Source organism: Mesorhizobium sp. KACC 23794 (assembly GCF_052180275.1).
Classification (GTDB): Bacteria; Pseudomonadota; Alphaproteobacteria; order Rhizobiales; family Rhizobiaceae; genus Kumtagia.
This window is the reverse complement of record NZ_CP197465.1, coordinates 3,318,063-3,340,754: the sequence shown is the minus strand read 5'-3', so window position 1 is coordinate 3,340,754 and position 22,692 is coordinate 3,318,063. Positions and strand designations below refer to the sequence as shown.

The window sequence follows — 22,692 nt, the reverse complement described above, 5'->3', positions numbered from 1 at the left end:
CCCCGGGAAACGCCGCCTCAGATCTGGTTCACACCCTGGAACGCACCGTTGGGTCCAAAGCGGCAAAGGAAAGTTCCCGCCGTGTCATCGTCGTTCGGCAAGGTCCAAGAGCCGCGGATCGTCGTTCCGCTGGCCGCGACGACGGGATTGTCCGTCGAGATTTCCCCGAGAGTCACTCCCGTTTGATTGGCGAACTGCGACCGGCAGAAGTCGGGCATCTGGCCGGCCGAGACGATCTGCCCCGTGGCTGCCGAAGCCTTCGTGCCGGGAGAGCCCTGGCAACCGGCCAGCGCGAGCAAGGCAAGAACACCAGTCGAGAGGTACATTTTATGGATTATTGCCACTGGACTTTCTCCTCAGATGCCGGAACGACGTCTTTGTTGTCTCTGAAACCAGGAGTGTGACCGCGGTACAAAAGCCTCGCCCCGCTTCCCGGTGCCTTACAGGCCCGCAGTCGGAGCCAGCCCGTACCAAAAACCGTTGGCTCTAGAGATTGCACTACATTAGCGACAATGTCGGGGACCGCCAGCGGAGGTGTGTAATTTACGTGGCCCTACCCGCCCAGCGCAGCGCCGTGATCGCCGGCGCGATGCACTTCGCCAGGGCGGCGCCTACCCGAACACCATCTGCACCACCGCCATCCACGCCGTCATGGTGACGGCGGCGAGCGCGGTGGCGATCGTCATCTGGTTCGACGCCAGCGCTTGGCCGGTGCCGAACTGCACGGCGATCAGGTAGGAGTTGACGCCCGACGGCAGGGCCGCGGCGGCCACCGCGATCTTGGCGGTCAGCGGCGGCAGGCCGAACAGCCACGCCAGCGCGAGGGCCGCCGCCGGCATCAGCAAGAGTTTCACCATGGACAGCACGATCGCCGGCCGCACGTTTCCGGAAATGCCGAATTTCTTCAGGCCGAGCCCCATGGCGAACAGCGCCAGCGGCGCGGCGATGCCGGCCAGCGCGTCGACGAAGCGCATCGCCAGCGCCGGCATCTCGATGCCGGCCAGCCGCCACAGCAGGCCGAGAAAGATCCCCAGGATCAGCGGGTTGGTGAAGAACCTGCGCAGGAAGTCGCGCACGATGATCAGCGGATGCATGGGCTCGCCGTCCCGCCGGCTGACGAACTGGAAAAGGATGATGGAAGCCATGAGCATCGTCGGCAGGTGCACGGAGATGAGCAGCGACAGTTGCTCGAACCCCTGCTGCCCGAACACGCCCAGCATGAACGGGATGCCGAGCAGCACGATGTTGGAGAAAGCCGAGGAAACGCCGCCGACCACGCCGGCCTTGGAATCGCGGCCGAACACCCGCGTCGTCAGAAGGTGGCCGGTCGTCCAGGCGACGATGACTGCGGAGAAATAGACGCCCCACATCGCCCAGGGCGCGGCGCCGTGGAAATCGGCGGTCACCATCGTGCGGAACAAAAGCAGCGGCAGCGCCACGCCGACCGCGAACTCGGACAGCGCGTCGCCGGTCTGGACCTTCAGGTAGCCCGTCGCTCCGGCGACGTAGCCGAGCGCCACGAGGCCGAAGATGAACAGCACGGTTTCGACGAGCGGGGACATTTTTCGGCGGATCGGCCCGAGCATTGGGGGCGACGGGCCGGAGTCCGCGCCGGAAAAGGCTGCGGCCTTGATAGGCGAGGTTTGGCCGGGCCGCAACGCCTGCCACAATTTCTCCGGGAAGGGCCGCGATGTCGCTGGTCAGGTTTTGGCGCAAGGGACATGATTGCCGGGATGACCAGCATTGACTTCCCCTCAGGCTCGCCCTCCGGGCCCGCCGCCTCGCGCGTCGCGACAGGAGCGGCGACCCTCCGGTCCCCGACCGGCATTTTTCTGGCGATCGCTCTCCTCGCTTTAACCGTTATCGCCGCCCTGCCCGCCCGCGCCGAGGAAAGCCTGAACGGCGTGGCGCTGGTGATCGGCCAGTCGGATTACCGGCATATTCCGGCGCTGCCCAACCCTGCCAACGATGCGCGCGAGATGGTCAAGCTGCTGACCGATCTCGGCTTCGACGCCCGCAGCGTCAGCGACCGCGATGCGAAGAAGCTGGCGCGCGACCTGGAGCGTTTCGTCGAGGACGCGGAGGGCGCGGACGTCGCCTTCCTCTATTATTCCGGCCACGGCATCGAGGCGGCCGGGGAGAATTTCCTGGTGCCGGTGGACGCCGACCTTTCGGCGCTGGACGACGCCGGCGAGCGGCTGGTAGCGGTCTCCGGCATCATCGACCGATTGAAGCAGACGGTTCCCGTCTCCATCGTGCTGCTGGATGCCTGCCGGACCAACCCCTTTCCGGCCGGCGCGAAGCTGCGGCGGACGCCGACCGGCTCGGCCGAGCCGGTCGGGGCTGGGGGGCTGACGCTGGTGCGCGGCGCCAAAGCCTTGCCGGACGCCGACAAGGCCGCGGAAAACCTCGGAATGCTGGTCGGTTTCGCGGCCGAGCCCGGCCGGCCGGCGCTGGACGGCCCGGCGGGAGAGAACAGCCCCTATGCCGCCGCGCTGCTGCGGCATCTGTCGGCGATGAAGGGCGAGGAATTCGGCGCGGTCATGCGCATGGTGACCGAGGAGGTGTATCTGGACACCAGAGCGCGGCAGCGGCCGTGGACCAACGAGAGCCTGCGCCGCTTCCTCTATTTCGGCGTCTCGCCGGACGAGCCCGCCGGCGACGACGCGCTGATCACCGGTGAGCGGCGGAAACTGTTGCTCACAATCTCCACCCTGCCCGACGTCAACCGCGTGCAGGTCGAGACGGCGGCGTCGAAAGACGGCGTGCCGCTCGACGCGCTCTACGGCGTCCTGAAGGCACTGGGCACGGAGAACATTCCGGAGGACCCGACGCAGCTCGGGAAGGTGCTGGACGCACAGGCCGGCCGGCTGAAGGACCTGATCGAGCAGAACGAAGCATTGCGCACCGACGATCCGGAGATCGCGCGGCTTTCCGCTTCCGCCGACAAGGCGATCCGCGAGGGCGCCATCGCCACGGCGCGAAAATTCCTGGACGATGCGGTGGCGCGGGTGGAGGCCAACACCGGCACGGTCGACCAGGCCGAGACCGCGCTGAAACAACGCAGGCTGGCCGACGCCGCCGTCTATGAAAAGCGAGGCGACGCTGCCGCGCTCGGTTTCGATTTCCTGGCGGCTGCGGCCGACTACGGAAAGGCGGCTGACCTTGCCGAGCGCTGGGACGGAAAAACGTTCCGCACGCTTCTCAGCGCGCAGGCGACAGCGCTCTACGATCACGGCAACAAGACCGGGGCGCGCGAGGCGCTGAGAAGGGCGCTCGACCTCTACCAGCGCGTCCTGGAGTCCGGCGACCAGGCCATCCAGACCGCGAATCGCGGCCTCGCCCTCAACAATTACGGCGTGGCGCTGCAAAGCCTCGGTGAAATGGACACCGATTCCACCACGCTCAAGGACGCTCTGGACACCTATCGCGAAGCGCTCCGCTGGCTGGACGACGGCAAGCAGGACACCGAATGGGCCTACGCGCAGAGCAACATGGGCACCGTGCTCTTGAAACTCGGCGAGCGCGAGGGCGACAACCAACGCATCCGCGACGCCATCGAGGCTTTCGGCAAGGCGCTGGAGAAGCAGGACCGGGCGAGACTGCCGCGCGACTGGGCCAACACCCAGAACAATATCGGGCTGGCCTCCTACGCCCTTGCCGAGCGCGAGACCGGCGCCGGGCACCTTGTCGCCGCCGAAGCGGCCTACCGGCTGGCGCTGGAAGAGTTTTCGCTCGAAAAATATCCCGTCGAATGGGCGCTGGTGCAGAACAATCTCGGCAACACGCTGAACGCGCTTGGCACCTACCGCAACGATCCGGCGAAGTACCAGGAAGCGGCGGCGGCGTTCCGCGCGGCGCTGGAGGTGCGCAAGCGCGAATCCTTCCCGCGCTCCTGGGCGACCAGCCGGCTGAACCTCGCCAACGCGCTGAGCAATTCGACGAAGTTCGACCTCGGGACCGATGTGCTGGAGGAGGCGGCGACGGCGCTGCGCGACGCGCAGGCCGTGTTCACCCGCAAGGATTTTCCGGTCGACTGGGCGTCCGCCCAGAACAATCTCGGCGCCATCCTGCAGACGCTGGGCCAGCGCCGCATGGACCAGGAGACGATGAAGGAATCGGCCTCGACCTTCCGGGCCGCGCTGCGCGTCTACAAGCGCCGGGATTTCCCGCTCGACTGGGCGATGACCAACTACAATATCGGCAACACCTTGCAGCTGCTGGGAGGCATGTCGAACGAGCCGGCGCGCTATCACGAGGCGGTCGCCGCCTATCGCGATTCGCTGGCCGAATATTCGCGCGAGGCGACGCCGCGTTCCTGGGCGCTGTCGAAGGCCGCGCTCGGCTCGACGCTTCACTGGCTGAGCAACAATGAGGACGGCACGCAAAGCCTGAAGGACGCCATCGCAGCACGGCGCGAGGCGCTGGAGGTGCTGACGCAGGACAACGCGCCGGTCGACTGGGCCAACACCCAGAACGGCCTCGGCATGAGCCTGATCAACCTCGGCAACCGCGAGACGACCGCCAGATACCTGAATGAGGCGGAGGCCGCGTTCTCGGCCTCGCTAAAGGTGTTCACGCGGAAGGCTCAGCCGCTGCAATGGGCGTTCGAGCAGAACAATCTCGGCGACGTGCATTGGAACCTCGCCTCGTTCGGGGGTGGCGGCAAACCGGAATACGAACGCGCGAAGCAGTATTTCGAACTCGCCAAGCAGGGTTTTACCGAGGCCGGCTATCTCATGCCGATCCCGCTCACCGACAAGAAGATCGCGCTGATCGACCAGCAATTGGCGAAATAGCGGGCCGCGCACGGCGATCACGTATTCGGCAGGACGGGTTGCCTTGTCTTTCACGGCGCTTTGCCATCCCTATATCCGGAGAAAGACTGGGAGGATGGATGCTTCGGATCGTTTTCGCGCTGCTGTTGGCGATCGCCGCGGCGCCTGCCGCGCAGGCCACGGAAGCCGGTTGGGCGCTGCTCCGCGAAGGCGGGCATGTCGTGCTGCTGCGCCACGCCATGAGCGGCGGCGGCGCCGAGCCCGCCAATTTCGACATCGAGAAATGCGCCACGCAGCGCAACCTTTCGGAACGCGGAAAACAGCAGGCGCGAAAAATTGGCGCGCTGTTCGCGGCGCGCGCAGCCCCCATCGAGCGCGTGCTGTCCAGCCGCTGGTGCCGTTGCCTCGATACCGCGCGCCTCGCCTTCGAGGCCGATCCCGAACCGTTCGAGCCGCTTGACCCGGTTAAGGCGGACGAGGTGGAAAAGGCCGGGCAACTGAAGGCCATCATGGAGGCTGTGGCCGGCTTCGCCGGCTCCGACAATCTGGTGATGGTGACCCATGCGGATGTGGTGCAGGCGCTGACGGGCGTGACGCCGCGCGAGGGCGAGGCGGTGATCGTGCAGGCGGACGGCGATCGCCTGCGGGTGCTGGGGCGGATCGTGTTCAATTGATTCGGTATGCGCGACACAGACAGATGTTGCCGAAATACAACCACCCAAAGAAGCCGCGAAATTGCCATGACAATGCCGCTTGCGACAACCCGTCGCAGGGGCTATAGGCGCGCTCCCGGTCACGAAAGCCGGAGCGAGCACAACGGCTGGAGTTTTTTGCTCCGCCCGCGCAGGTGGTTCTGCCTCCCTGTGTACGGCGCCGCTTCGGAGGTCGGAAACCAGCGGATGTAGCTCAGTGGTAGAGCGCCGGGTTTGGACCCGGAGGTCGGGGGTTCGATTCCCTTTGTCTGCTCCATGGATAGCTCAGTTGGGTAGAGCATCAGACTTATAATCTGATTGTCGAAGGTTCGAATCCTTCTCCTTGTTGGCCTGAAAAACCAGCAGCACCCTGTCACGGTGTCTATCTGAACGACGGTCCGGGAACTGGAATGCCAAGGATGGGAGGGACGGTTCAAGCCCACGGGCAAGAGCCTGCCTGATGATCCGAGGCCGTCTTGCTGCGGCCGATCCGCGGTGACGGCGAAGACGCGCTCCGACCGGCAAGGGAAGCTTTGGCTGCCCGCGCCCGCCAAAGCGCCTCGACGCCCTCTCCCGACGATCCGCCGCGCGGGACGCCACCAGTCCCCGGATCTTTTTTGCCCGGGAACGTAGGACTGAACCGAGACGCGAAACGAAGAAAGGACTTTCGACGCATGACCTAGCCATGCCCGACAGGAGTGACGAACATGATGACCATTCTCGAAAAGATGCTTGGACGCCAGCGCGTCCTCGTGAAGGAAAACGAACGCGCCATCGCCCTCTACAAGGGCGAGATCCAGACGATCCTCGAGCCGGGCGAGCACTCGCTGGCGAACCGGGGCAACCGTCTCGAGATCGCGCGCCACGACCTGAAGAACCCGGAATTCACCTCGCCTTACGAGAAGGCCTTGTTCGAAAAGCTCCCGGACGTGGCGGCGCGCCACCTCACCGTGTTCCGCACCGGACGCACGGAAGTGGCTGTCGTCGAGCGCGACGGCCAGCTTCACGCCGTGCTCGGCCCGGACCGCAAGCTCGTGGTCTGGACCGTGACCGGACCGTGGACGGGCACGACCGTTCCGGTCGGCGAAGACCTTGCGGTCGAGCCGGCGCTGATGCGGCGTCTCGGCCAGGCGCGCAAGACCGAGCTGATGACCGTGCATCCGGTGGTGGACGGCCAGGCGGGCCTGCTCTTCGTCGACGGCGCCTTCGTGAAGGTGCTCGCCGCCGGCGTGCACGCCTTCTGGAACGTCGGCCGCATGGTACAAATGAAGGTCGTCGACCTAAAGCGGCAGTCGCTCGACGTGGCCGGCCAGGAGATGCTGACCAGGGATCGCGTGACGATCCGCGTCAACATCGCGGCCGAATACCGCGTCGTCGACCCGGTCAAGGCGGTGACGGCGGTGAAGGATTTTTCCGAAGCCTTCTACCGCGCGCTGCAGTATACGTTCCGCAAGGCGCTGGGCGCGATGACGCTCGACCAGATCCTCGAACAGAAGGTGACGGTCGACGCCGAGGCGGCGGCCAAGGTGCGGGCCGACATGGCCGAGATCGGCATCGAGGTGTCGGACATCACGCTCAAGGATGTGATCCTGCCGGGCGAGATGCGCGACATCCTCAACCAGGTGGTCGCGGCCGAGAAGCAGGCCGAGGCCAACGTCATCCGCCGCCGCGAGGAGACGAACGCGACCCGTTCGCTGCTGAACACGGCGAAGGTGATGGCCGAGAACCCGGTCATGCTGCGGCTGAAGGAGCTTGAGGCGCTGGAGACCATCGCCGGCAAGGTCGAGCGGCTGACCGTGCATAACGGCACGGGCGGGCTGCTCAACGATCTTGTGAAGCTTCGCGATTGACCAAGGCGGGCCGCCTCGAAAGGGGCGGCCTGTTTTGTTTGACAGCCGTCAGTCGCCGCCGCCACAACCTCCGCCGCCACAACCGCTGGCTCCGCAGCCGCCACTGCCGCCACAGCCGGAAGCGCCCGCCGAGCCACCCTTCGTTATCTTATTCGGCGCATAGGCGTTGAAGAAGGTGATGATCGTGAAGACAAGCGAGACGAAAAACAAAAGCGGGTAGAGCTCGAACCAATACAGGCCACCCAGGTTGCAGCCGGCCAGGAATAGAGCCACGCAGACCACCGTCAGGAAACTGTAATATCGCCTCGGGACCAAAAAATACCGGTCCTTGCTGATCTTTGCCGGATTGGAGGTCTCGGAGAACCGTTCCTCTGCGCTGGGCCAGATTGGGAACAGCGGCCTGACCCCAAACTCCGCCTCGTAGGCCCGCAAAGTGTCGTTGTAGAGCCCATAAAACTTGTCCGCTTCATCAGGCCCGCCCTCGGTCGGCGTATGGTGTAGGTCGCGATTCAGCGTGTCGCGACAGAACCGCTCCCAATAGTCGCGCGAATAGGTCAGGTGCAGGTGCCAGACCTCGTCGACGTCGCGCGATGGCGTGAGGCTGCCCTCGGAGACACACATGAGGTAGACGAACTTCTTGTATTCGACGATGACCTCGGCTGCGTAGCCGTCCGACCAATCGTTTTCCCGGGCAAGGCGCCCGGCAAAACTCAATTCGGCGTCGGCGGGTCCGATCGTGTAGGCATCGATGCGGGCAAAAAGCTCAGGGTTGGAAAGCCCGGCGGGCGGGCCAGCGGCTCGCTTGTCGCCATGCGAGAGGTCGATCTCGGTGCTGAATTCGACGTCCATCAGCGGCCCACCCTCGTGGACCATATACTTATCGCAATCCCGACGCAGTTTCCAGCCATGCACCATCGGGTGCAAGCCCTTCGCCGACCGCATGGGTTGCACTGCAAAACGCCCTTCCCCAAAACGCCAAAACCGATTAGACAGCGGCAAAACTTGCGCGTGGTGGGCAGCCGCGCGACTCTGCACTCTTTTCAAGGATTAGCCCTTGTCCACGACATTCGACAAAGTCGCCAACATCATCGCCGAGACGAGCGAGATCGACCGCGACAAGATCACGCCTGAGAGCCACACGATCGACGACCTCGGCATCGACAGCCTGGATTTCCTCGACATCGTCTTTGCGATCGACAAGGAATTCGGCATCAAGGTGCCGCTTGAGAAGTGGACGCAGGAAGTCAACGACGGCAAGGCTTCGACCGACGACTATTTCGTCATGAAGAACCTGTGCGCCAAGATCGACGGCCTGGTCGCCGCCAAGGCAGCGGCCTGAGCCGCGTCCGGCCAGACCCTTCGATCGACAGGCTGACATGAGAGCACGCGACGTCGTCATCACCGGCATCGGACTGGTTTCCTGCCTCGGCGAAGGTTCTGACGCGCATTGGGCGGCGCTGAACGACGAGTCGGCCGGGCCTATCGTCGATGCGGAGCGTTTTCCGCCCTACAGCGTACACCCGCTGCCGGCCGTCGACTGGAATCAGCAGATCCCGAAACGCGGTGACCAGCGGCAGATGGAGACCTGGCAGCGGCTGGGCGTCTATGCGGCGGGGCTGGCGCTCGACGATGCCGGGCTGAAAAACGACGAGGCCCTGTGCGCCTCGATGGACATGGTGGTGGCGGCCGCCGGCGGCGAACGCGACGAGGCGGTGGACGCGCAGATCCTGGAAGCCTCGGCGACGCGCAACGACCGCGAGGTCCTGCTCAACGAAAAACTGACCACGGATCTGCGCCCTACCCTTTTCCTGGCGCAGCTTTCCAACCTGCTGGCCGGCAACATCTCCATCGTCCACAAGGTGACGGGCTCGTCGCGCACCTTCATGGGCGAGGAAGGGGCCGGCATCGCGGCGGTCGAGACGGCGGTGGCGCGCATCCGCTCCGGCCAGTCGAACCACATGCTGGTCGGCGGCGACTTCAATGCCGAGAACGCCGACATGCTGCTGGGCTACGAACTCGGCGGCTATCTGCACCGCGCGCCGTGGCAGCCGGTGTGGCAGCGCGCCCGCTCGGAAGGCGGCGGCGTGGTCTCCGGCTCGGGCGGTGCGTTCCTCGTGCTGGAATCGCGCGAGCATGCCGAGGGCCGGGGCAAGGAACCCTATGCGAAGATCGAAAGCGTGGTCTCGGCGCGTATCCGTCGTTCGCGGGATGATCTCGTCGCTGGCATCTCCGACCTTTTGGGACGGCTCAATATTCCGGCCGGCGAAATGCTGGCGCTGTCGGGCGCGTCCGGCGCGCACGCTGCAACCACAGCCGAACGGGCCGCGTTCGACACTCTGCCCAATGTCGCGCTGCGTGGCTTCGGCACGCGAACCGGTCATATGAAGGAAGCGCAGTTTCCGTTCGCGGTGGCGCTCGCGGCGCTCGCCATGCACAAGGGGGCCGCCTACCCGGCTTTCGACCGCGAGGTTGAAAAGCCTGCCGGTGCGCCGGGACGGGCGCTCGCGACCACCATCGGCTATCATGCCTTCGAGGGCGCGGCACTGATCGCGCGGGCTTGAGCAGGAAACTGGCCATGACGAAAACCACGGATCATCTCGGCAGGCCGCTGGTCGCCGTCACCGGCATCGGCGTCGTCACCTCGCTCGGCGTCGGCAAGACGGACAACTGGCAAACGCTGACCGCCGGCCGCTCCGGCATCCACACCATCACCCGCTTTCCCGTCGACCATCTGAAGACGCAGATCGCCGGCACCATCGATTTCCTGAAGTCGAGCGACAAGGGCGCCAGCCCGCTGACCTTCGAACTGGCCGACACCGCCGCCACGGAGGCGGTCGCCCAGTCCGGGCTGAGTTTGGACGATTTCGGCGGCCCGCTGTTTTTGGCCTCGCCGCCGGTCGAGCTCGACTGGAAGGACCGCATGGCGCTCTACCACGACGGCAAGGGCGCGACGGCCTCCGAGCGCATCGCCGACGCGGCGCGGGCGCTGCGGTCGCTGGATATCTTCGAGACCACGCAGTTCGGCTCGATCGCCGACCGGCTGTCGGACAAATTCGGGGCGCGCGGCCTGCCGATCACGCTGTCGACCGCCTGCGCCTCGGGCGCCACCTCGATCCAACTCGGCGTCGAGGCGATCCGGCGCGGCGAGAGCGACCGCGCGCTGTCGATCGGCGCCGACGGCTCGGCCACGGCCGAGGCGCTGATCCGCTTCTCGCTGCTGTCGGCGCTGTCCACCCAGAACGAGGTGCCGGAAAAGGCGTCGAAACCGTTTTCGAAAGACCGCGACGGTTTCGTGCTGGCCGAGGGTTCGGCGGCTCTCGTGCTGGAATCGCTGGAAAGCGCGCTGGCGCGCGGCGCCAGGGTGCTGGGCATCCTGGCCGGCTGCGGCGAGCGCGCCGACGATTTCCACCGCACGCGCTCCAAGCCGGACGGCTCGCCGGCAATCGCGGCTGTGCGCGCCGCCCTCGCCGATTCCGGGCTCAGCGAGGACGGCATCGACTACGTCAACGCCCACGGCACCTCGACGCCCGAGAACGACAAGATGGAGCATCTGTCGCTGTCGACGGTGTTCGGCGAGCGGGTGAAGACGATTCCGATCTCGTCGAACAAGTCGATGATCGGCCACACGCTGTCGGCCGCCGGCGCCATCGAGGCGGCGTTCTCGCTGATGACCATGCTGGAAGGCGTCATTCCGCCGACGATCAACCACGACCATCCGGACCCGGCAATCGACCTCGACGTGGTGCCGAACGTCAAGCGTTCGGCTGACGTTTCGACCGTGATCTCCAACTCCTTCGGCTTCGGCGGCCAGAACACCTGCCTTGTCATGGCACGGGAACCCGTTTAGGCGGAGCGCTCACCTTTTTTGAGCGGTTACTGTTTGCGCCCCTTCAAGCGGACCGAATCCTACCCACAGGACCATCCAATAATGCGCGCGCTGCAACTGATCGAAGACCGCAGGCTGGAAGAGGTCGATATCGCGGAGCCGCCGCCGCCGGCCATCGGCGAGGTAACGCTGCACATCAAGGCGGTGGCGCTGAACCATATCGATGTGTGGGGCTGGCGCGGCATGGCTTTTGCCAAGCGAAAACTGCCGCTCACCATCGGCGCCGAAGCGTCCGGCGTGGTCGCAGCGATCGGCGCGGGCGTCGCCGGCCTGGTGCCCGGGCAACTGGTCTCGATCTACGGCGCGCGCACCTGCGGCCTGTGCAGGGCCTGCAAAACCGGCCGCGACAATCTCTGTGAGCACGTCGGCGGCGTCCACGGTTTCCACCTCGACGGTTTTGCGCAAGAGAAAATAAACCTGCTGGCGCGCCTGCTGGTCCCTGCCCCGCCCGGCGTCGACGCGGTCGGCGCGGCCGTCGCGCCCGTCACCTTCGGCACGGTCGAGCACATGCTGTTCGACAATGCGAAACTGGAGCCCGGCGAGACGATCCTCGTCCATGCCGGCGGCTCCGGCATCGGTTCGGCGGCGATCCAGCTTGCAAAACGCATGGGCTGCACGGTGATCACCACGGTGGGCTCGAACGACAAGATCGAGAAGGCCCGAGCGCTGGGCGCTGACCACGTCATCAACTATCGCGACGACCGCTTCGAGGGCGTGGTGCGCAAACTGACGAAGAAGAAGGGCGTCGACGTGGTGTTCGAGCATGTCGGCGCCGACACCTGGGCGGGCTCGATGCTTTGCCTGAAGCGCGGCGGCCGCATCGTCACCTGCGGCTCCACCTCGGGTGTCTCCACGCAGATGAATTTGATGCAGCTCTTCCAGCAGCAGATCAAGATTTTCGGCTCGTTCGGTTGCCGCATGCAGAACATGGCCGACGCCATGCATAAGATGGCGGCCGGCATCGTAAAGCCGGTGATCGACACCGAGGTCGACTTCGGCTCGATCGGCGACGCGCTGAAGCGCATGGAAACCCGCGACGTGTTCGGGAAAATCATCCTGCGGGTCGGATGAAGTCGCGCGACCGCCTCTATCACCTGTCGCGGTTCCTGACGCAGGCCGGCTACTGGCTGACGGCGCAGGTGGCGCTGACGACCATGCGCGTGCTGCGGCTGCTGCCGGCGGACAACGCGATCAATTTCGCCGACCGCACGGCGCGGCGGCTCGGACCGCTGGTCGGCCGGCATCAGGTGGCGCTGGAGAATTTGCGAAAAGCCTATCCGGACAAGAGCGAAGACGAGATCAAGACCATCGCCGTCGACATGTGGGGCAACATGGCGCGGCTGGCCGCCGAATATGTTTTCCTCGACCAGTTGTTCGACTTCGACCTGCATGCTGAGAGTTCGGGCCGAATCGAGGTCGAAGGCATACCGCTGTTCAAGACAATCGCGGAAGAAGACCGGCCGCACATCCTGTTCACCGGCCATCTCGGCAATTTCGAACTGCTGCCGATCGCCGGCGCCGCCTATGGCATGAAGGTGACGTCGCTGTTCCGGCCGCCCAACAACCCCTATATCGCCGACTACATCAATTCGACGCGGCGCTCGACCATGGGCGACCTCATCGCCTCGCGCTCCGGCGTGTCGTTCGCGCTGGCGAGAATCCTCGACAACAACGGCACGATCGGCGTTCTGGTCGACCAGAAGTTCCGCCATGGCTTGCCAACGACCTTCTTCGGCCGCCCCTGCGAGACCAGCCCGCTGCTGCCGAAGCTGGTGCGCCAATATGATTGCGACGTCTATCCGGCGCGCTGCATGCGCCTGCCCGGCAACCGGTTTCGCCTTGTTATCGAACCGAAGCTCGACCTGCCGCGGCTGGAGAATGGGCGCATCGACGTCAATTCGACGGCGCAACTGCTCAACGACGTGGTCGAGCGCTGGGTGCGCGAGGATCCCGGCCAGTGGATGTGGTTCCACAAGCGCTGGAAGCTGACGAGCAAGAACCGCCGTGGCGGGCGCGGTGCCGGAGTTGTCACCAAAACGCCTTAGCCCGTCGCGGCCGTGTGATCGATCACGTCGGAACATCCCCCGACATAATCCGTTAAACCTGGGATGCGCTTGAGCCCGTTAAGCGCTTGGTAACCATAATCGGAGGATATTTCCGATGCGCATGGATCCCAAGGTGGAACCGATGAAGCGACTGAGAACCGAAAAGGTGGCGCCGCCGCCAGTCCTGTGGACCCCATGGGGACCCCAGAAGTTCACGGAACGCGACGCCCAGCTGGCTGCGATCCGCCGGCTGGTGCGAAAGGTCGAGAAGCTGCGACCGAGTAAGCTCGGCATCGTCGGATAGAAGTCAGCCGCCGTAATAGTTCATGACCGCATGGCGCGCTTCGGCAAAGAAAAGCCAGCGCTCCACGAAAATCCCGACAGCACAGGAAATGCATGCGCCCGCCGTTGCCACAATGGCGACCGCTGGCAGCGCAAGCGTTGCGATGGCCACGATCAACAGGAGGATGGTCATGGCGCAACCGGCAACGAATGACAGGCGAGCCAGTTTTGCCGCGTGTTTTCGCGCGACCTTGAAGCCCATTTCACGGGTCAGGTAATTCTCGTTCATATGCGGCCGTTCGAACAGGCTCACCCGGCCGATACCGCCCAGACCGGTGGCGGTTTCCGGCGTCGACAGCGGTTTCAGCGACAGCATGCGCCGGCGCCAGACGGTCTTCACGGCCCAGGCGGCTATGGTGGAGACAATGGCGGCCAGCAGCATTTCGAGCGCATGCGCGCCTGCCCAAACCGCGACAAGACTTCCGAAAACCAGCCCGCCCGACAGTGCGAACAGCAGGAAGCAGAGCGGCGTGAGCGGCGTGTGCCACGCCTGCACGGATTTCAGCGAGGCATAGATCATGCCGGTGCAATAGACCGTCACAGCGGCGCCGACCGCGCCGAGGACGCCCGCGGTCGGAGAGTGCCGGCTTTCGACCACGATGGCCCAGGCCAACCAGAGCAGGGGCAAGAACGTCAGAATAGCCATCACGCCCTCCCGCGACAGCCAACTCGAACGCCATTGCGAAAAGGCCCGCCAGGCCCGCTGCGGATTGCCGAGATGCAGGGTCGACGACATAAGGCCGACGCCGATCATCGTAAGCGCGGCGATTGTGGCGAGTTTGGTAGCTATGGCCGCGGGGTCAAGGAGGCCGAGGCCGAGCACGGCGGCAAGGCCGTAGCCGAGGCCGGACAGCGTGGTGAAGACGATGATGGAGAAAGCGGGGTGCATGGTTACGCCGCACGCCATCGAACGAAGCGCCGTCGTGGAAGGCGGATATGCAGGCGCTCTACGTTGCCCCTCTCACGCAACTGGTTCGCAAACAAATAAGCAACCATTCAAATCCGGTCCAGCATGCCGTCGAGCCAGGCGAAGAATCCGCTGGCGCCAGACGTGTTTTCGGCAAGCAGCGTGCCGGCGCTTGCCGCAAGCGGTTTTCGCTGGCGCGGCGGAAGGTATTTGTTGACGGGGCGCGTGCCCTGTTCCGGCATGAGGTCGATGCCGCCGCGTTCCGCCACCATGATCGACACATCCGAGGACGGATCGGCAAGGTCGCCGTAGTGGCGCGCGTTGGCGGGACAGGTGCGCACGCAGGACGGCACGCGGTCGATCTCCTTCAGCGTCTCGTTGTAGATGCGGTCGACGCAGAGCGTGCATTTCTTCATGACGCCGGCGGCCAGATCCATCTCGCGCGCGCCATAGGGGCAGGCCCAGGCGCACAAGCCGCAGCCGATGCACATGGATTCGTCGACCAGCACGATGCCGTCCTCGCCGCGCTTGTAGGAGGCGCCGGTCGGGCAGACGGTGACGCAGGGCGCGTCGTCGCAGTGCAGGCAGCTTTTGGGGAAATGTATGATCCGCGCCTCGCCCGCCTCGCCGATCACCTCGCCGCCCTCCGGCACCACCTCGAAGGAATGGATGCGGTTCAGGAAGGTGCCGGAAACGCCCGGGCCGTAAGGATTTTGGTCCGACAGCGCGTTGCCGTAGCCACCGGTGTTCCACTCCTTGCACGAGATCACGCAGGCATGGCAGCCGACGCAGACGTCGAGGTCGATGACAAGTCCGAGTTTTTTGCCGGAGCGTTCGGAGGGCAGGCTGGTCATGCGCGGCGACCCTTCCCTTCTCCCCGTTTACGGGGAGGTCCGTAGGACGGTCCGAAGGACCGGATGAGGGGCAGGCTCGCACTTCGGAGAGGACTGCACCGCCCCTCACCTGCCTGCCGGCATCCTCTCCCCGTAAACGGGGAGAAGAGAGCAAATCCCGCCATCACTTCGCCCACTCCTGCCCATAGCGCAATTCTATCGGAATATCCTCGCCGCGCCGTAGCCTTGCGAGAGAAGCAAAATGCGGCTGGCTTTCGACACCGGCCTCGGCCTTCTCGATGCGCACCCGCAGATCGTACCAGGCGGCTTGGCCGGTGATCGGATCGGAGTTCGACCAGCGCAGCCCGTCGCCTTTGGGCGGCAGCAATTCGTTGATGAGGTGGTTCATCAAAAAACCGCGCTCGGCCTCCGGCGATTTCGGGTCGAGCGACCATGCGCCGCCGCGCTTGCCGATGGCGTTCCAGGTCCAGATCGTCGAGGAGTTGACCGCTTCCATGCGCTGGACCTCGACCTTTATGCGACCATGGTTGGAGGTGAGCCACACCCAGTCGCCGTCGGCGAGACCATGTTCGTCGCAGATCGGTCCCGGCACGAACAGCGGGTTGTGCGTGTGGATCTGGCGCAGCCAGGCGTTCATCGAGCCCCAGGAATGATACATGGCCGCCGGCCGCTGGGTGATCGCGTGATAAGGAAATTCTTTTCGGTCGACTACTGCTTCCTCGAAGGGGAGATACCAGATCGGAAGGGGATCGAAGGTCTCGAGGATGCGGGCACGGTGTGTCTCAGGGGCCAACGGCTCGCGAACGCCTTCCGCCGAGAGCCGGAACTTTTGCAGCGATTCCTGGTAGAGTTGAAAAGTCACCGGCTGCGGCTGGTCGAAGAACCCCATGCGCACGGCGAAGTCCTGATAGGCCTTGTTGGCGTGCTTGAAGAACTGCGCCTCCAGTGGGATGTGGGCAGAGAAGAAAGAACCATTCTCGATGTAGCGTTTGAGCTGGTCTGGATTGCTGGCGCCGCGCCCCATGCGGTCCCCTTCCCGGCCCCGAAAACCCGCCAGCGGGCCGATGCCGGGCCGCCGCTCATGCCGCACGATATAGTCGGCATAGTCCGCATAGATCGGCTTGCCGCGATTGTCGACGAAGGCCGGCAGTTTCAGCCGCGCACCGAGGTCGAGCAGCACGCTTTGGAAACCGCGCACGTCGCGGTCGGGCTCGACCACCGGCCAGCGGATGGCGTCCTGCACGGCGTCCGGCTCGGAGATCGGCCGGTCGAGCATGGAGATGCAGTCGTGGCGCTCAAGATAGGTCGTGTCGGGCAGGACGAGATCGGCATAGGTGACCATCTCGGAGGCATAGGCGTCGGAATAGATGATTTTCGGGATGCGGTATTCGCCGGTGGCCGGATCCTTGTCCTCCAGCATCTTGATGACACCGCCCGTATTCATCGACGAGTTCCAGGCCATGTTGGCCATATAGAGGAACAGCAGGTCGACCGGATACGGATCGCCGGCATGGGCGTTGGCGATCACCATGTGCATCAGCCCGTGCGCGGAGAACGGCGCGTCCCAGGAGAACGCCTTGTCGATGCGGGCGGGCCTGCCGTCCTTGTCGATCAGCATGTCCTCCGGCCCGCGCGGAAAGCCGAGATGCGGACCGGAGAGAGGTTTGTTGGAGCCGAAATGCTCGGCCTTGCCGTGCGGCGTCGGGTGGGCCTCCACCGGCTTCGGATAAGGCGGCTCGAAGCGGAACCCGCCGGGACAGTCGATGGCGCCGATCAGCACCTGCAGGAGATGCAGCGCACGCGCCGTCTGGAAACCGTTGGAATGGGCGGAGATGCCGCGCATGGCATGGAACGAGACCGGACGGCCGACAAAACCGTCATGGCGGTTGCCATGCGTGTCGGTCCATGGCTGGTCGAGGAAGATTGCCTCGTCGAAGGCGACCCGCGCGATCTCGGCGGCCAGGCCGCGTATCACGTCGGCGGTGATCCCGGTCTCGGCGGCAACTGCTTCGGGCGCGTATTGCGGATCGAGGTATTTTTCGGCGAGCAGTTGGAACGCCGGCGTTGCGAAACGTCCGTCCGGCAGTTCGACGCGCCCTGAAAGGGCTGCGCGCGCGCCTTGCGTGCCCAGCGGCACCACGCGCTCGGTGACGCTCTCGAACACCAGCGGCTTGCCGTCACCATCACGCGCGAACAGCCCGTGGTCGGACGTGCCCGGCCGGTCGATCACCAGCCACGTCGCATTGGTGTAGCGCACGATGTAGTCGACGTCGATTTTTCGCGCTTTCAGCAGTTCGTGGATCACCGCCAGGATCAGCAGCCCGTCGGTGCCGGGGCGAATGCCGATCCAGTTGTCGGCGATCGCCGAATAGCCGGTGCGCACCGGATTGACCGAGACGAAGCGTGCGCCGTTCTTCTTGAGTTTCGACAGGCCGATCTTGATCGGGTTGGAATCGTGGTCTTCGGCCACGCCGAACAGCACGAAGAGCTTTGTCCGGTCCCAGTCCGGCGCGCCGAACTCCCAGAACGCGCCGCCGATGGTCATGATGCCGGCGGCGGCCATATTGACCGAGCAAAAGCCGCCATGCGCGGCATAGTTCGGCGTGCCGTACATCTGCGCCCAATAGCCGGTCAGCGACTGCGACTGGTCGCGGCCGGTGAAGAAGGCGAGCTTTTTCGGATCGCGCTCGCGCACCTCGCCGAGCCAGCGCGTCGCCGTTTCCAACGCCTCGTCCCAGGAGATTTCCTTGAATTCGCCGGAGCCCCGCGGGCCGACGCGCTTCAGCGGCGCCTTGAGGCGGGCCGGCGCGTAATGCTGCATGATGCCGGCCGAACCTTTTGCGCACAGCACGCCGCGATTGACCGGATGGTCGCGGTTGCCTTCGATGTAGCGGATCTTTCCGTCCTTGATATGCACGTCGATGCCGCATCGGCAGGCGCACATATAGCAGGTCGTCTTGCGGACCTCGTCCGAAACGGGTTCCGAAAGCGCAACCCGTGGCTTAGCCGGCATCTTTTGCGCCTCGTGCGGCCTGGCTCGTCATAGGAAATCTCCTGCCGGCAATCTCTATCGGTCGCGCAAGGGGAAGCAAATGCTCGAAAACGTCAATTCATAGCAAAATTTGTATGGGCAACAGCCCATGTCGCGCAAAGCGCGACATGGGCCTGGCCGATTCCTGGTCTGCAACGATCGCCGACGGCCGGCGTCCGCGCGCAGTTCAGTTGGTGACGATGATCCGGGTGTTTCCGGGGCCGATCTCTTTCACCAGCGAATAGAAGGTCGCCGCATTGGCGGTCTGCAGTCGCACGCAACCGTGCGACGCGGGCCGGCCGAGCGATTTCACCGCTCCGGTGCCATGGACTGCGTATCCGCCATAGTAGAAGACCGAATAGGGCATGGGCGAATTATCGTATTTGCGCGAATACCACATCTTGTGAAGACGTGTCGGACGCCAGCTGCCGCGCGGCGTAACATAGCCCTTGCGGGCCGTGGATACCTTCCAGACGTGGATGACCTGGCCGTATCTCGAGACCGTCATCGTCTGGCTCGCGACATCGACGCGAGCAACGAGGCTTGCCGCCAGACTTTGACTTACGCCCCCCAAAAGCATTCCGCACAACGCAGCGGCAACCAATACCCAGTTTTTCATACAACCCACCCTGATACCCTCAGCGCGACTGCGCTTTTCATTGCCCGATCACACCTAGCACGAAGAGTTTGAGCAATTTGCCAATGTCAATTCACACATTTGATCAATTCCGCGCGAGCAACCGCGCTTTGGCCTGGCCCATCCAGAGTTGCAGCCGACCCGCTTGCCAAACCGCCCATTCGCCTGCTGAAATCGGATCATGATGGACAGACTGCTCAAGGCGGTGGCCGCGCGCCGCGACGATCTCACAGGCCTCACCATAGACCTGATCCGTTTTCCGACGGTAAACCCGCCCGGCGAAGCCTATACGCCATGCGCCGAATATCTGGGCGAGCGGCTGCGAAAGCGCGGCTTCGCGGTCGACTATGTGCGTGGGCATGGCACGCCGGGCGACAACGACCGCTATCCGCGCACCAACGTCGTCGCCCGCTACGAGGGCAGGTCGCCCGGCCCCTGCGTCCATTTCAACGGCCATATCGACGTGGTCGAACCGGGGCATGACTGGACGGTCGACCCGTTCGAGGGCGTCGTGCGCGGCGGTCGCGTCTACGGGCGCGGCGCCTGCGACATGAAGGGCGGCCTGGCGGCGGCGATCGTCGCGGTGGAAGCCTATATCGCCGAACATCCGGATTTTCCCGGCGCCATCGAGATTTCCGGCACGGTCGACGAAGAATCGGGCGGGTTCGGCGGCGTCGCCTACCTGGCGTCGAAGGGCTATTTCTCAAAACCGCGCGTCGACCACGTCATCATCCCGGAGCCACTCAACAAGGACCGCATCTGCCTCGGCCATCGCGGCGTGTGGTGGGCGGAAATCGAGACCAGGGGCGAGATCGCCCACGGCTCGATGCCGTTCCTCGGCGACTGCGCGGTGCGCCACATGGGCGCCGTGCTCGACGCCTTCGAGGCCGAGTTGTTCCCGCTGCTCGACAGCAAGCGCACGAAGATGCCGGTGGTTCCAGAGGGCGCGCGGCGGTCGACGCTCAACCTGAACTCGGTCCACGGCGGCCAGACAGACGACTTCAAGCCCGGCCTGCCCTCCCCCAACGTACCCGACTCCTGCAAGCTCACCATCGACCGCCGCTTCCTGCTGGAAGAGGATCTTCATGACGTGAAGCACGAGGTGGTGTCGATCCTGGAGCGGCTCAAACGCGACCGGCCGAAATTCGACTATGCGATCCAGGACATCATGGAAGTGCTGCCGATCATGACGAACCACGACGCACCGGTGCCGGCCGCTCTGGCGCAAGGCATCCGCGCCATCTTCGACCGCGAGCCCGACTATGTGATCTCGCCCGGCACCTACGACCAGAAGCACATCGCCCGCCTCGGCCACATTTTCGACTGTGTCGCCTATGGCCCCGGCATCCTCGACCTGGCGCACCGGCCGGACGAGTGGGTCGGCATCGACGACATGGTCCAGTCGGCGCAGGTCATGGCGATCGGGCTCGACCTGTTGCTGCGAGGTAAAGCTGGCTAGCCGCGCCTAGCCGTCATGGACAGTTCCGGCCGCTGGTTGATCGTCTGGAACACCACGCAATAGCGCTCGGTGAGCTTGAGCAGCGAATCGATGCGCTCCTGCGGCTCGTCAGTGTCGAGGTCGAAGGCGAGCCGGATTGCCCGGAAACCCACCGGCGCGTCCTTGGCGACGCCCAGCGTGCCACGGAAATCGAGGTCGCCCTCGGCAGTCACGGTCGCGCCGGAAAGCCTGAATTCCAGTGCCGTCGCCACGGCTTTCAAGGTAACGCCGGCGCAGGCGACGAGCGCCTCAAGCAGCATGTCGCCGGAGCAAAGCTCCAGCCCGCTGCCGCCGGTTGCCGGATGCAGGCCGGCGACAGCGATGGCGCGCCCGGTCTCGACCTTGCAGGCGATCGACTGGTCATCGATGGAGCCTTTGGCGCGCAACGTGATCAGCGCTGCCTCCGGCGTCTCGCGATAGGCGTTCTTCAGCGGCGCCTGCTGCGCCTTGAGCGTTGCGGCATCCATGGGCGGCTCCTTCGTGACATTCTTCCCGCCGCACCTATAGATCATCGAAATCGCCGCCGCATGATCTTGTCATGGCGCAATCGGATAACTGCCTGGACCTGCAAATTGGAATCCCGTTCCGCCCGTGGCGGCCCCCGCAAATCGAATGCCGATTTACTCCGGCCTGAAATCAGGCTTCTATCCGCCACATCATCCGACAAAGGGAGCTTGCCGATGAAACCGTGGAAGACATTTGCCGCCGCCGCGACGCTGGCGGTTCTGAGCGCAAGTGCTGCTTTCGCGGCCCGCACCGATCTCGTGCTCGGCATGCCGCTGGAGCCGCCGCATCTCGACCCGACCGCGGGCGCCGCGGCGGCGATCGACGAGGTGCTCTACGCCAACGTTTTCGAGGGCCTGACCCGCATCGGCGCTTCCGGCGAGGTGCTGCCGGCGCTGGCCGAAAGCTGGACGGTGTCGGAAGACGGCAAGACCTATACCTTCAAGCTGCACACCGGCGTGAAATTCCATGACGGCTCCGACTTCGGCGCCGAGGACGTCAAATTCTCGCTCGACCGCGCCCGCGCCGCCGATTCGACCAATGCGCAAAAGGGCCTGTTCGCGGCGATCGAGGCGGTCGAAATCGTCGATCCGGCGACGGTGAACGTGACGCTCAAGACGCCGCAGGGCGCGTTCCTCTACAATATGGGCTGGGGCGACGCGGTGATCGTCGCGCCGGAGAGTGCGGCCACCAACAAGGAAAAGCCGGTCGGCACCGGGCCGTTCAAGTTCGACAACTGGGCAAAAGGTTCGGCAATCACCATCGTCAAGAACCCCGACTATTGGGGAACGCCGGCCCTGCTCGAACGCGCCGAGTTCCGCATCGTGCCGGATGCCGCCGCCGCCATCCCCGCGCTGCTTTCCGGCGACGTGCAGGCCTTCCCGAACATGAATGTCGGTGACGCGCTTCCTCAGGTGCAGGCTGATCCCCGCTTCAAGGTGGTGATCGGCGCGACCGAGGGCGAGACCATCCTCGCCACCAACAACAAGAAGCCGCCCTTCGACCAGTTGAAGGTGCGCCAGGCCATCGCTCACGCCATCGACCGCAAGGCGATCATCGATGGCGCCTCGTCGGGCCTCGGCACGCCGATCGGCTCGCATTTCTCGCCTGCAAACGAGGCTTACATCGACCTGACCGGCACCTATCCGCACGACATCGCCAAGGCGAAGGCGTTGCTGAAGGAAGCGGGTCTGGAGAACGGCTTTTCCGCCACGCTGAAGCTGCCGCCGGTGACCTATGCCCGCGACGGCGGCCAGATCATCGCTTCGCAATTGCGGGAAATCGGGATCAATCTGGAGATCATCCCGGTCGAATGGGCCGACTGGCTGAGCCAGGTGTTCACCGACAAGAACTACGACCTGTCGATCGTTTCTCACACCGAGCCCAACGACATCGATATCTACGCACGCAAGGACTATTACTTCAACTACGACAACCCGGCTTTCGACAAGGTGATCGCGGAACTCAACCTCACCTCCGACGACGCCAAGCGCACCGCGCTCTACCAGCAGGCGCAGAAGATCCTGGCCGACGACGCGGTAAACGGCTTCCTGTTCGAATTGCCGAAGATCGGCATCTGGGATGCCAAGGTCGAGGGGCTGTGGGAGAACTCGCCGATCCAGGCCAACGACCTGACGAAGGTCAAGTGGGTGGATTGATGTCGCACCC

19 protein-coding genes and 2 tRNA genes are annotated in these 22,692 nt (G+C 64.7%); 13 read left to right on the top strand and 8 right to left on the bottom strand.

Going from position 1 to position 22,692, the window contains the following annotated elements; all coding sequences use genetic code 11:
• Window positions 1–17: 17 nt before the first annotated feature.
• Together ACSBOB_RS16295 and ACSBOB_RS16290 are read right to left on the bottom strand one after the other, a co-directional pair.
• The gene (locus tag ACSBOB_RS16295) at window positions 18–344 is read right to left on the bottom strand and encodes a hypothetical protein (RefSeq protein ID WP_442583420.1); all 327 of its coding nucleotides are present in this window, start codon (window positions 342–344) and stop codon (window positions 18–20) included.
• Between the two features lie 267 nt (window positions 345–611).
• Window positions 612–1,562, bottom strand: coding sequence for an AEC family transporter (locus tag ACSBOB_RS16290; protein ID WP_442583419.1), 951 nt, complete (start codon window positions 1,560–1,562; stop codon window positions 612–614).
• 171 nt (window positions 1,563–1,733) lie between these two features.
• On the opposite strand from ACSBOB_RS16290, the gene ACSBOB_RS16285 reads away from it, so the two are divergent.
• The 5 genes from ACSBOB_RS16285 to ACSBOB_RS16265 all read left to right on the top strand — a co-directional run bounded on the left by ACSBOB_RS16285 (window position 1,734) and on the right by ACSBOB_RS16265 (window position 7,320).
• Window positions 1,734–4,799, top strand: a complete 3,066-nt coding sequence (locus tag ACSBOB_RS16285; RefSeq protein WP_442583418.1) for a caspase family protein — start codon at window positions 1,734–1,736, stop codon at window positions 4,797–4,799.
• 98 nt (window positions 4,800–4,897) lie between these two features.
• Complete coding sequence (locus tag ACSBOB_RS16280; RefSeq protein WP_442583417.1) at window positions 4,898–5,452, top strand: histidine phosphatase family protein; 555 nt, start codon at window positions 4,898–4,900, stop codon at window positions 5,450–5,452.
• A 221-nt stretch (window positions 5,453–5,673) separates the two neighbouring features.
• Window positions 5,674–5,747: transfer RNA gene (locus ACSBOB_RS16275), tRNA-OTHER, on the top strand.
• Window positions 5,745–5,818, top strand: a tRNA-Ile gene (locus ACSBOB_RS16270). Before ACSBOB_RS16275 ends, ACSBOB_RS16270 begins: the two co-directional genes overlap by 3 nt.
• A gap of 362 nt (window positions 5,819–6,180) precedes the next feature.
• Window positions 6,181–7,320 (top strand): slipin family protein, encoded by a 1,140-nt coding sequence (locus tag ACSBOB_RS16265; protein WP_442583750.1) that lies wholly within the window; start codon window positions 6,181–6,183, stop codon window positions 7,318–7,320.
• 48 nt (window positions 7,321–7,368) lie between these two features.
• Here the strand turns inward: ACSBOB_RS16265 and ACSBOB_RS16260 are convergent, their stop codons facing one another.
• On the bottom strand, window positions 7,369–8,355 hold the full coding sequence (locus ACSBOB_RS16260) for a glycine-rich domain-containing protein (protein WP_442583416.1): 987 nt from the start codon (window positions 8,353–8,355) through the stop codon (window positions 7,369–7,371).
• Between the two features lie 19 nt (window positions 8,356–8,374).
• Between ACSBOB_RS16260 and ACSBOB_RS16255 the strand changes: the two genes are divergently transcribed.
• From ACSBOB_RS16255 to ACSBOB_RS16230, 6 genes are all read left to right on the top strand, one after another.
• Entirely contained in the window at window positions 8,375–8,659 is a 285-nt protein-coding gene (locus ACSBOB_RS16255) for an acyl carrier protein (protein WP_396650658.1), read from the top strand.
• 37 nt (window positions 8,660–8,696) lie between these two features.
• Window positions 8,697–9,881 (top strand): beta-ketoacyl-ACP synthase, encoded by a 1,185-nt coding sequence (locus ACSBOB_RS16250; RefSeq protein ID WP_442583415.1) that lies wholly within the window; start codon window positions 8,697–8,699, stop codon window positions 9,879–9,881.
• A 14-nt stretch (window positions 9,882–9,895) separates the two neighbouring features.
• Window positions 9,896–11,167 carry a beta-ketoacyl-ACP synthase gene (locus ACSBOB_RS16245; RefSeq protein ID WP_442583414.1) on the top strand — a complete coding sequence of 424 codons (1,272 nt, stop codon included), beginning with the start codon at window positions 9,896–9,898 and terminating at the stop codon, window positions 11,165–11,167.
• An 81-nt stretch (window positions 11,168–11,248) separates the two neighbouring features.
• The gene (locus ACSBOB_RS16240) at window positions 11,249–12,277 is read left to right on the top strand and encodes a zinc-binding dehydrogenase (RefSeq protein WP_442583413.1); all 1,029 of its coding nucleotides are present in this window, start codon (window positions 11,249–11,251) and stop codon (window positions 12,275–12,277) included.
• The gene (locus tag ACSBOB_RS16235; protein ID WP_442583412.1) at window positions 12,274–13,251 is read left to right on the top strand and encodes a lipid A biosynthesis lauroyl acyltransferase; all 978 of its coding nucleotides are present in this window, start codon (window positions 12,274–12,276) and stop codon (window positions 13,249–13,251) included. Before ACSBOB_RS16240 ends, ACSBOB_RS16235 begins: the two co-directional genes overlap by 4 nt.
• A gap of 115 nt (window positions 13,252–13,366) precedes the next feature.
• A complete protein-coding gene (locus tag ACSBOB_RS16230; RefSeq protein ID WP_442583411.1) occupies window positions 13,367–13,555 on the top strand; it encodes a hypothetical protein in 189 nt (62 codons plus the stop codon).
• A gap of 3 nt (window positions 13,556–13,558) precedes the next feature.
• Here the strand turns inward: ACSBOB_RS16230 and ACSBOB_RS16225 are convergent, their stop codons facing one another.
• From ACSBOB_RS16225 to ACSBOB_RS16210, 4 genes are all read right to left on the bottom strand, one after another.
• Window positions 13,559–14,482 carry a dimethyl sulfoxide reductase anchor subunit family protein gene (locus tag ACSBOB_RS16225; RefSeq protein ID WP_442583410.1) on the bottom strand — a complete coding sequence of 308 codons (924 nt, stop codon included), beginning with the start codon at window positions 14,480–14,482 and terminating at the stop codon, window positions 13,559–13,561.
• 107 nt (window positions 14,483–14,589) lie between these two features.
• Window positions 14,590–15,354, bottom strand: a complete 765-nt coding sequence (locus ACSBOB_RS16220) for a 4Fe-4S dicluster domain-containing protein (RefSeq protein ID WP_442583409.1) — start codon at window positions 15,352–15,354, stop codon at window positions 14,590–14,592.
• 163 nt (window positions 15,355–15,517) lie between these two features.
• On the bottom strand, window positions 15,518–18,367 hold the full coding sequence (locus ACSBOB_RS16215; RefSeq protein WP_442583408.1) for a molybdopterin oxidoreductase family protein: 2,850 nt from the start codon (window positions 18,365–18,367) through the stop codon (window positions 15,518–15,520).
• Between the two features lie 205 nt (window positions 18,368–18,572).
• Entirely contained in the window at window positions 18,573–19,004 is a 432-nt protein-coding gene (locus ACSBOB_RS16210; protein WP_442583407.1) for a L,D-transpeptidase, read from the bottom strand.
• 199 nt (window positions 19,005–19,203) lie between these two features.
• Here ACSBOB_RS16210 and ACSBOB_RS16205 point away from each other — a divergent pair, with 199 nt between their 5' ends.
• Entirely contained in the window at window positions 19,204–20,481 is a 1,278-nt protein-coding gene (locus ACSBOB_RS16205) for an acetylornithine deacetylase/succinyl-diaminopimelate desuccinylase family protein (protein ID WP_442583406.1), read from the top strand.
• Here the strand turns inward: ACSBOB_RS16205 and ACSBOB_RS16200 are convergent.
• On the bottom strand, window positions 20,478–20,987 hold the full coding sequence (locus ACSBOB_RS16200) for an OsmC family protein (RefSeq protein ID WP_442583405.1): 510 nt from the start codon (window positions 20,985–20,987) through the stop codon (window positions 20,478–20,480). The genes ACSBOB_RS16205 and ACSBOB_RS16200 overlap by 4 nt on opposite strands.
• Before the next feature lie 213 nt (window positions 20,988–21,200).
• On the opposite strand from ACSBOB_RS16200, the gene ACSBOB_RS16195 reads away from it, so the two are divergent.
• Window positions 21,201–22,682: an ABC transporter substrate-binding protein gene (locus ACSBOB_RS16195; protein ID WP_442583404.1), complete on the top strand. Its 1,482-nt coding sequence runs from the start codon at window positions 21,201–21,203 to the stop codon at window positions 22,680–22,682.
• Window positions 22,683–22,692 lie beyond the last annotated feature (10 nt).

Bases quoted from the DNA above. Each gene is read 5' to 3' on its own strand.
- ACSBOB_RS16225 (WP_442583410.1), bottom strand. From the start codon at position 14,482: ATGCACCCCGCTTTCTCCATCATCGTCTTCACCACGCTGTCCGGCCTC.
- ACSBOB_RS16230 (WP_442583411.1), top strand. From the start codon at position 13,367: ATGCGCATGGATCCCAAGGTGGAACCGATGAAGCGACTGAGAACCGAA.
- ACSBOB_RS16285 (WP_442583418.1), top strand. From the start codon at position 1,734: ATGACCAGCATTGACTTCCCCTCAGGCTCGCCCTCCGGGCCCGCCGCC.
- ACSBOB_RS16240 (WP_442583413.1), top strand. From the start codon at position 11,249: ATGCGCGCGCTGCAACTGATCGAAGACCGCAGGCTGGAAGAGGTCGAT.
- ACSBOB_RS16265 (WP_442583750.1), top strand. From the start codon at position 6,181: ATGACCATTCTCGAAAAGATGCTTGGACGCCAGCGCGTCCTCGTGAAG.
- ACSBOB_RS16200 (WP_442583405.1), bottom strand. From the start codon at position 20,987: ATGGATGCCGCAACGCTCAAGGCGCAGCAGGCGCCGCTGAAGAACGCC.
- ACSBOB_RS16290 (WP_442583419.1), bottom strand. From the start codon at position 1,562: ATGTCCCCGCTCGTCGAAACCGTGCTGTTCATCTTCGGCCTCGTGGCG.
- ACSBOB_RS16245 (WP_442583414.1), top strand. From the start codon at position 9,896: ATGACGAAAACCACGGATCATCTCGGCAGGCCGCTGGTCGCCGTCACC.
- ACSBOB_RS16280 (WP_442583417.1), top strand. From the start codon at position 4,898: ATGCTTCGGATCGTTTTCGCGCTGCTGTTGGCGATCGCCGCGGCGCCT.
- ACSBOB_RS16220 (WP_442583409.1), bottom strand. From the start codon at position 15,354: ATGACCAGCCTGCCCTCCGAACGCTCCGGCAAAAAACTCGGACTTGTC.
- ACSBOB_RS16235 (WP_442583412.1), top strand. From the start codon at position 12,274: ATGAAGTCGCGCGACCGCCTCTATCACCTGTCGCGGTTCCTGACGCAG.
- ACSBOB_RS16210 (WP_442583407.1), bottom strand. From the start codon at position 19,004: ATGAAAAACTGGGTATTGGTTGCCGCTGCGTTGTGCGGAATGCTTTTG.
- ACSBOB_RS16205 (WP_442583406.1), top strand. From the start codon at position 19,204: ATGATGGACAGACTGCTCAAGGCGGTGGCCGCGCGCCGCGACGATCTC.
- ACSBOB_RS16195 (WP_442583404.1), top strand. From the start codon at position 21,201: ATGAAACCGTGGAAGACATTTGCCGCCGCCGCGACGCTGGCGGTTCTG.
- ACSBOB_RS16215 (WP_442583408.1), bottom strand. From the start codon at position 18,367: ATGCCGGCTAAGCCACGGGTTGCGCTTTCGGAACCCGTTTCGGACGAG.
- ACSBOB_RS16250 (WP_442583415.1), top strand. From the start codon at position 8,697: ATGAGAGCACGCGACGTCGTCATCACCGGCATCGGACTGGTTTCCTGC.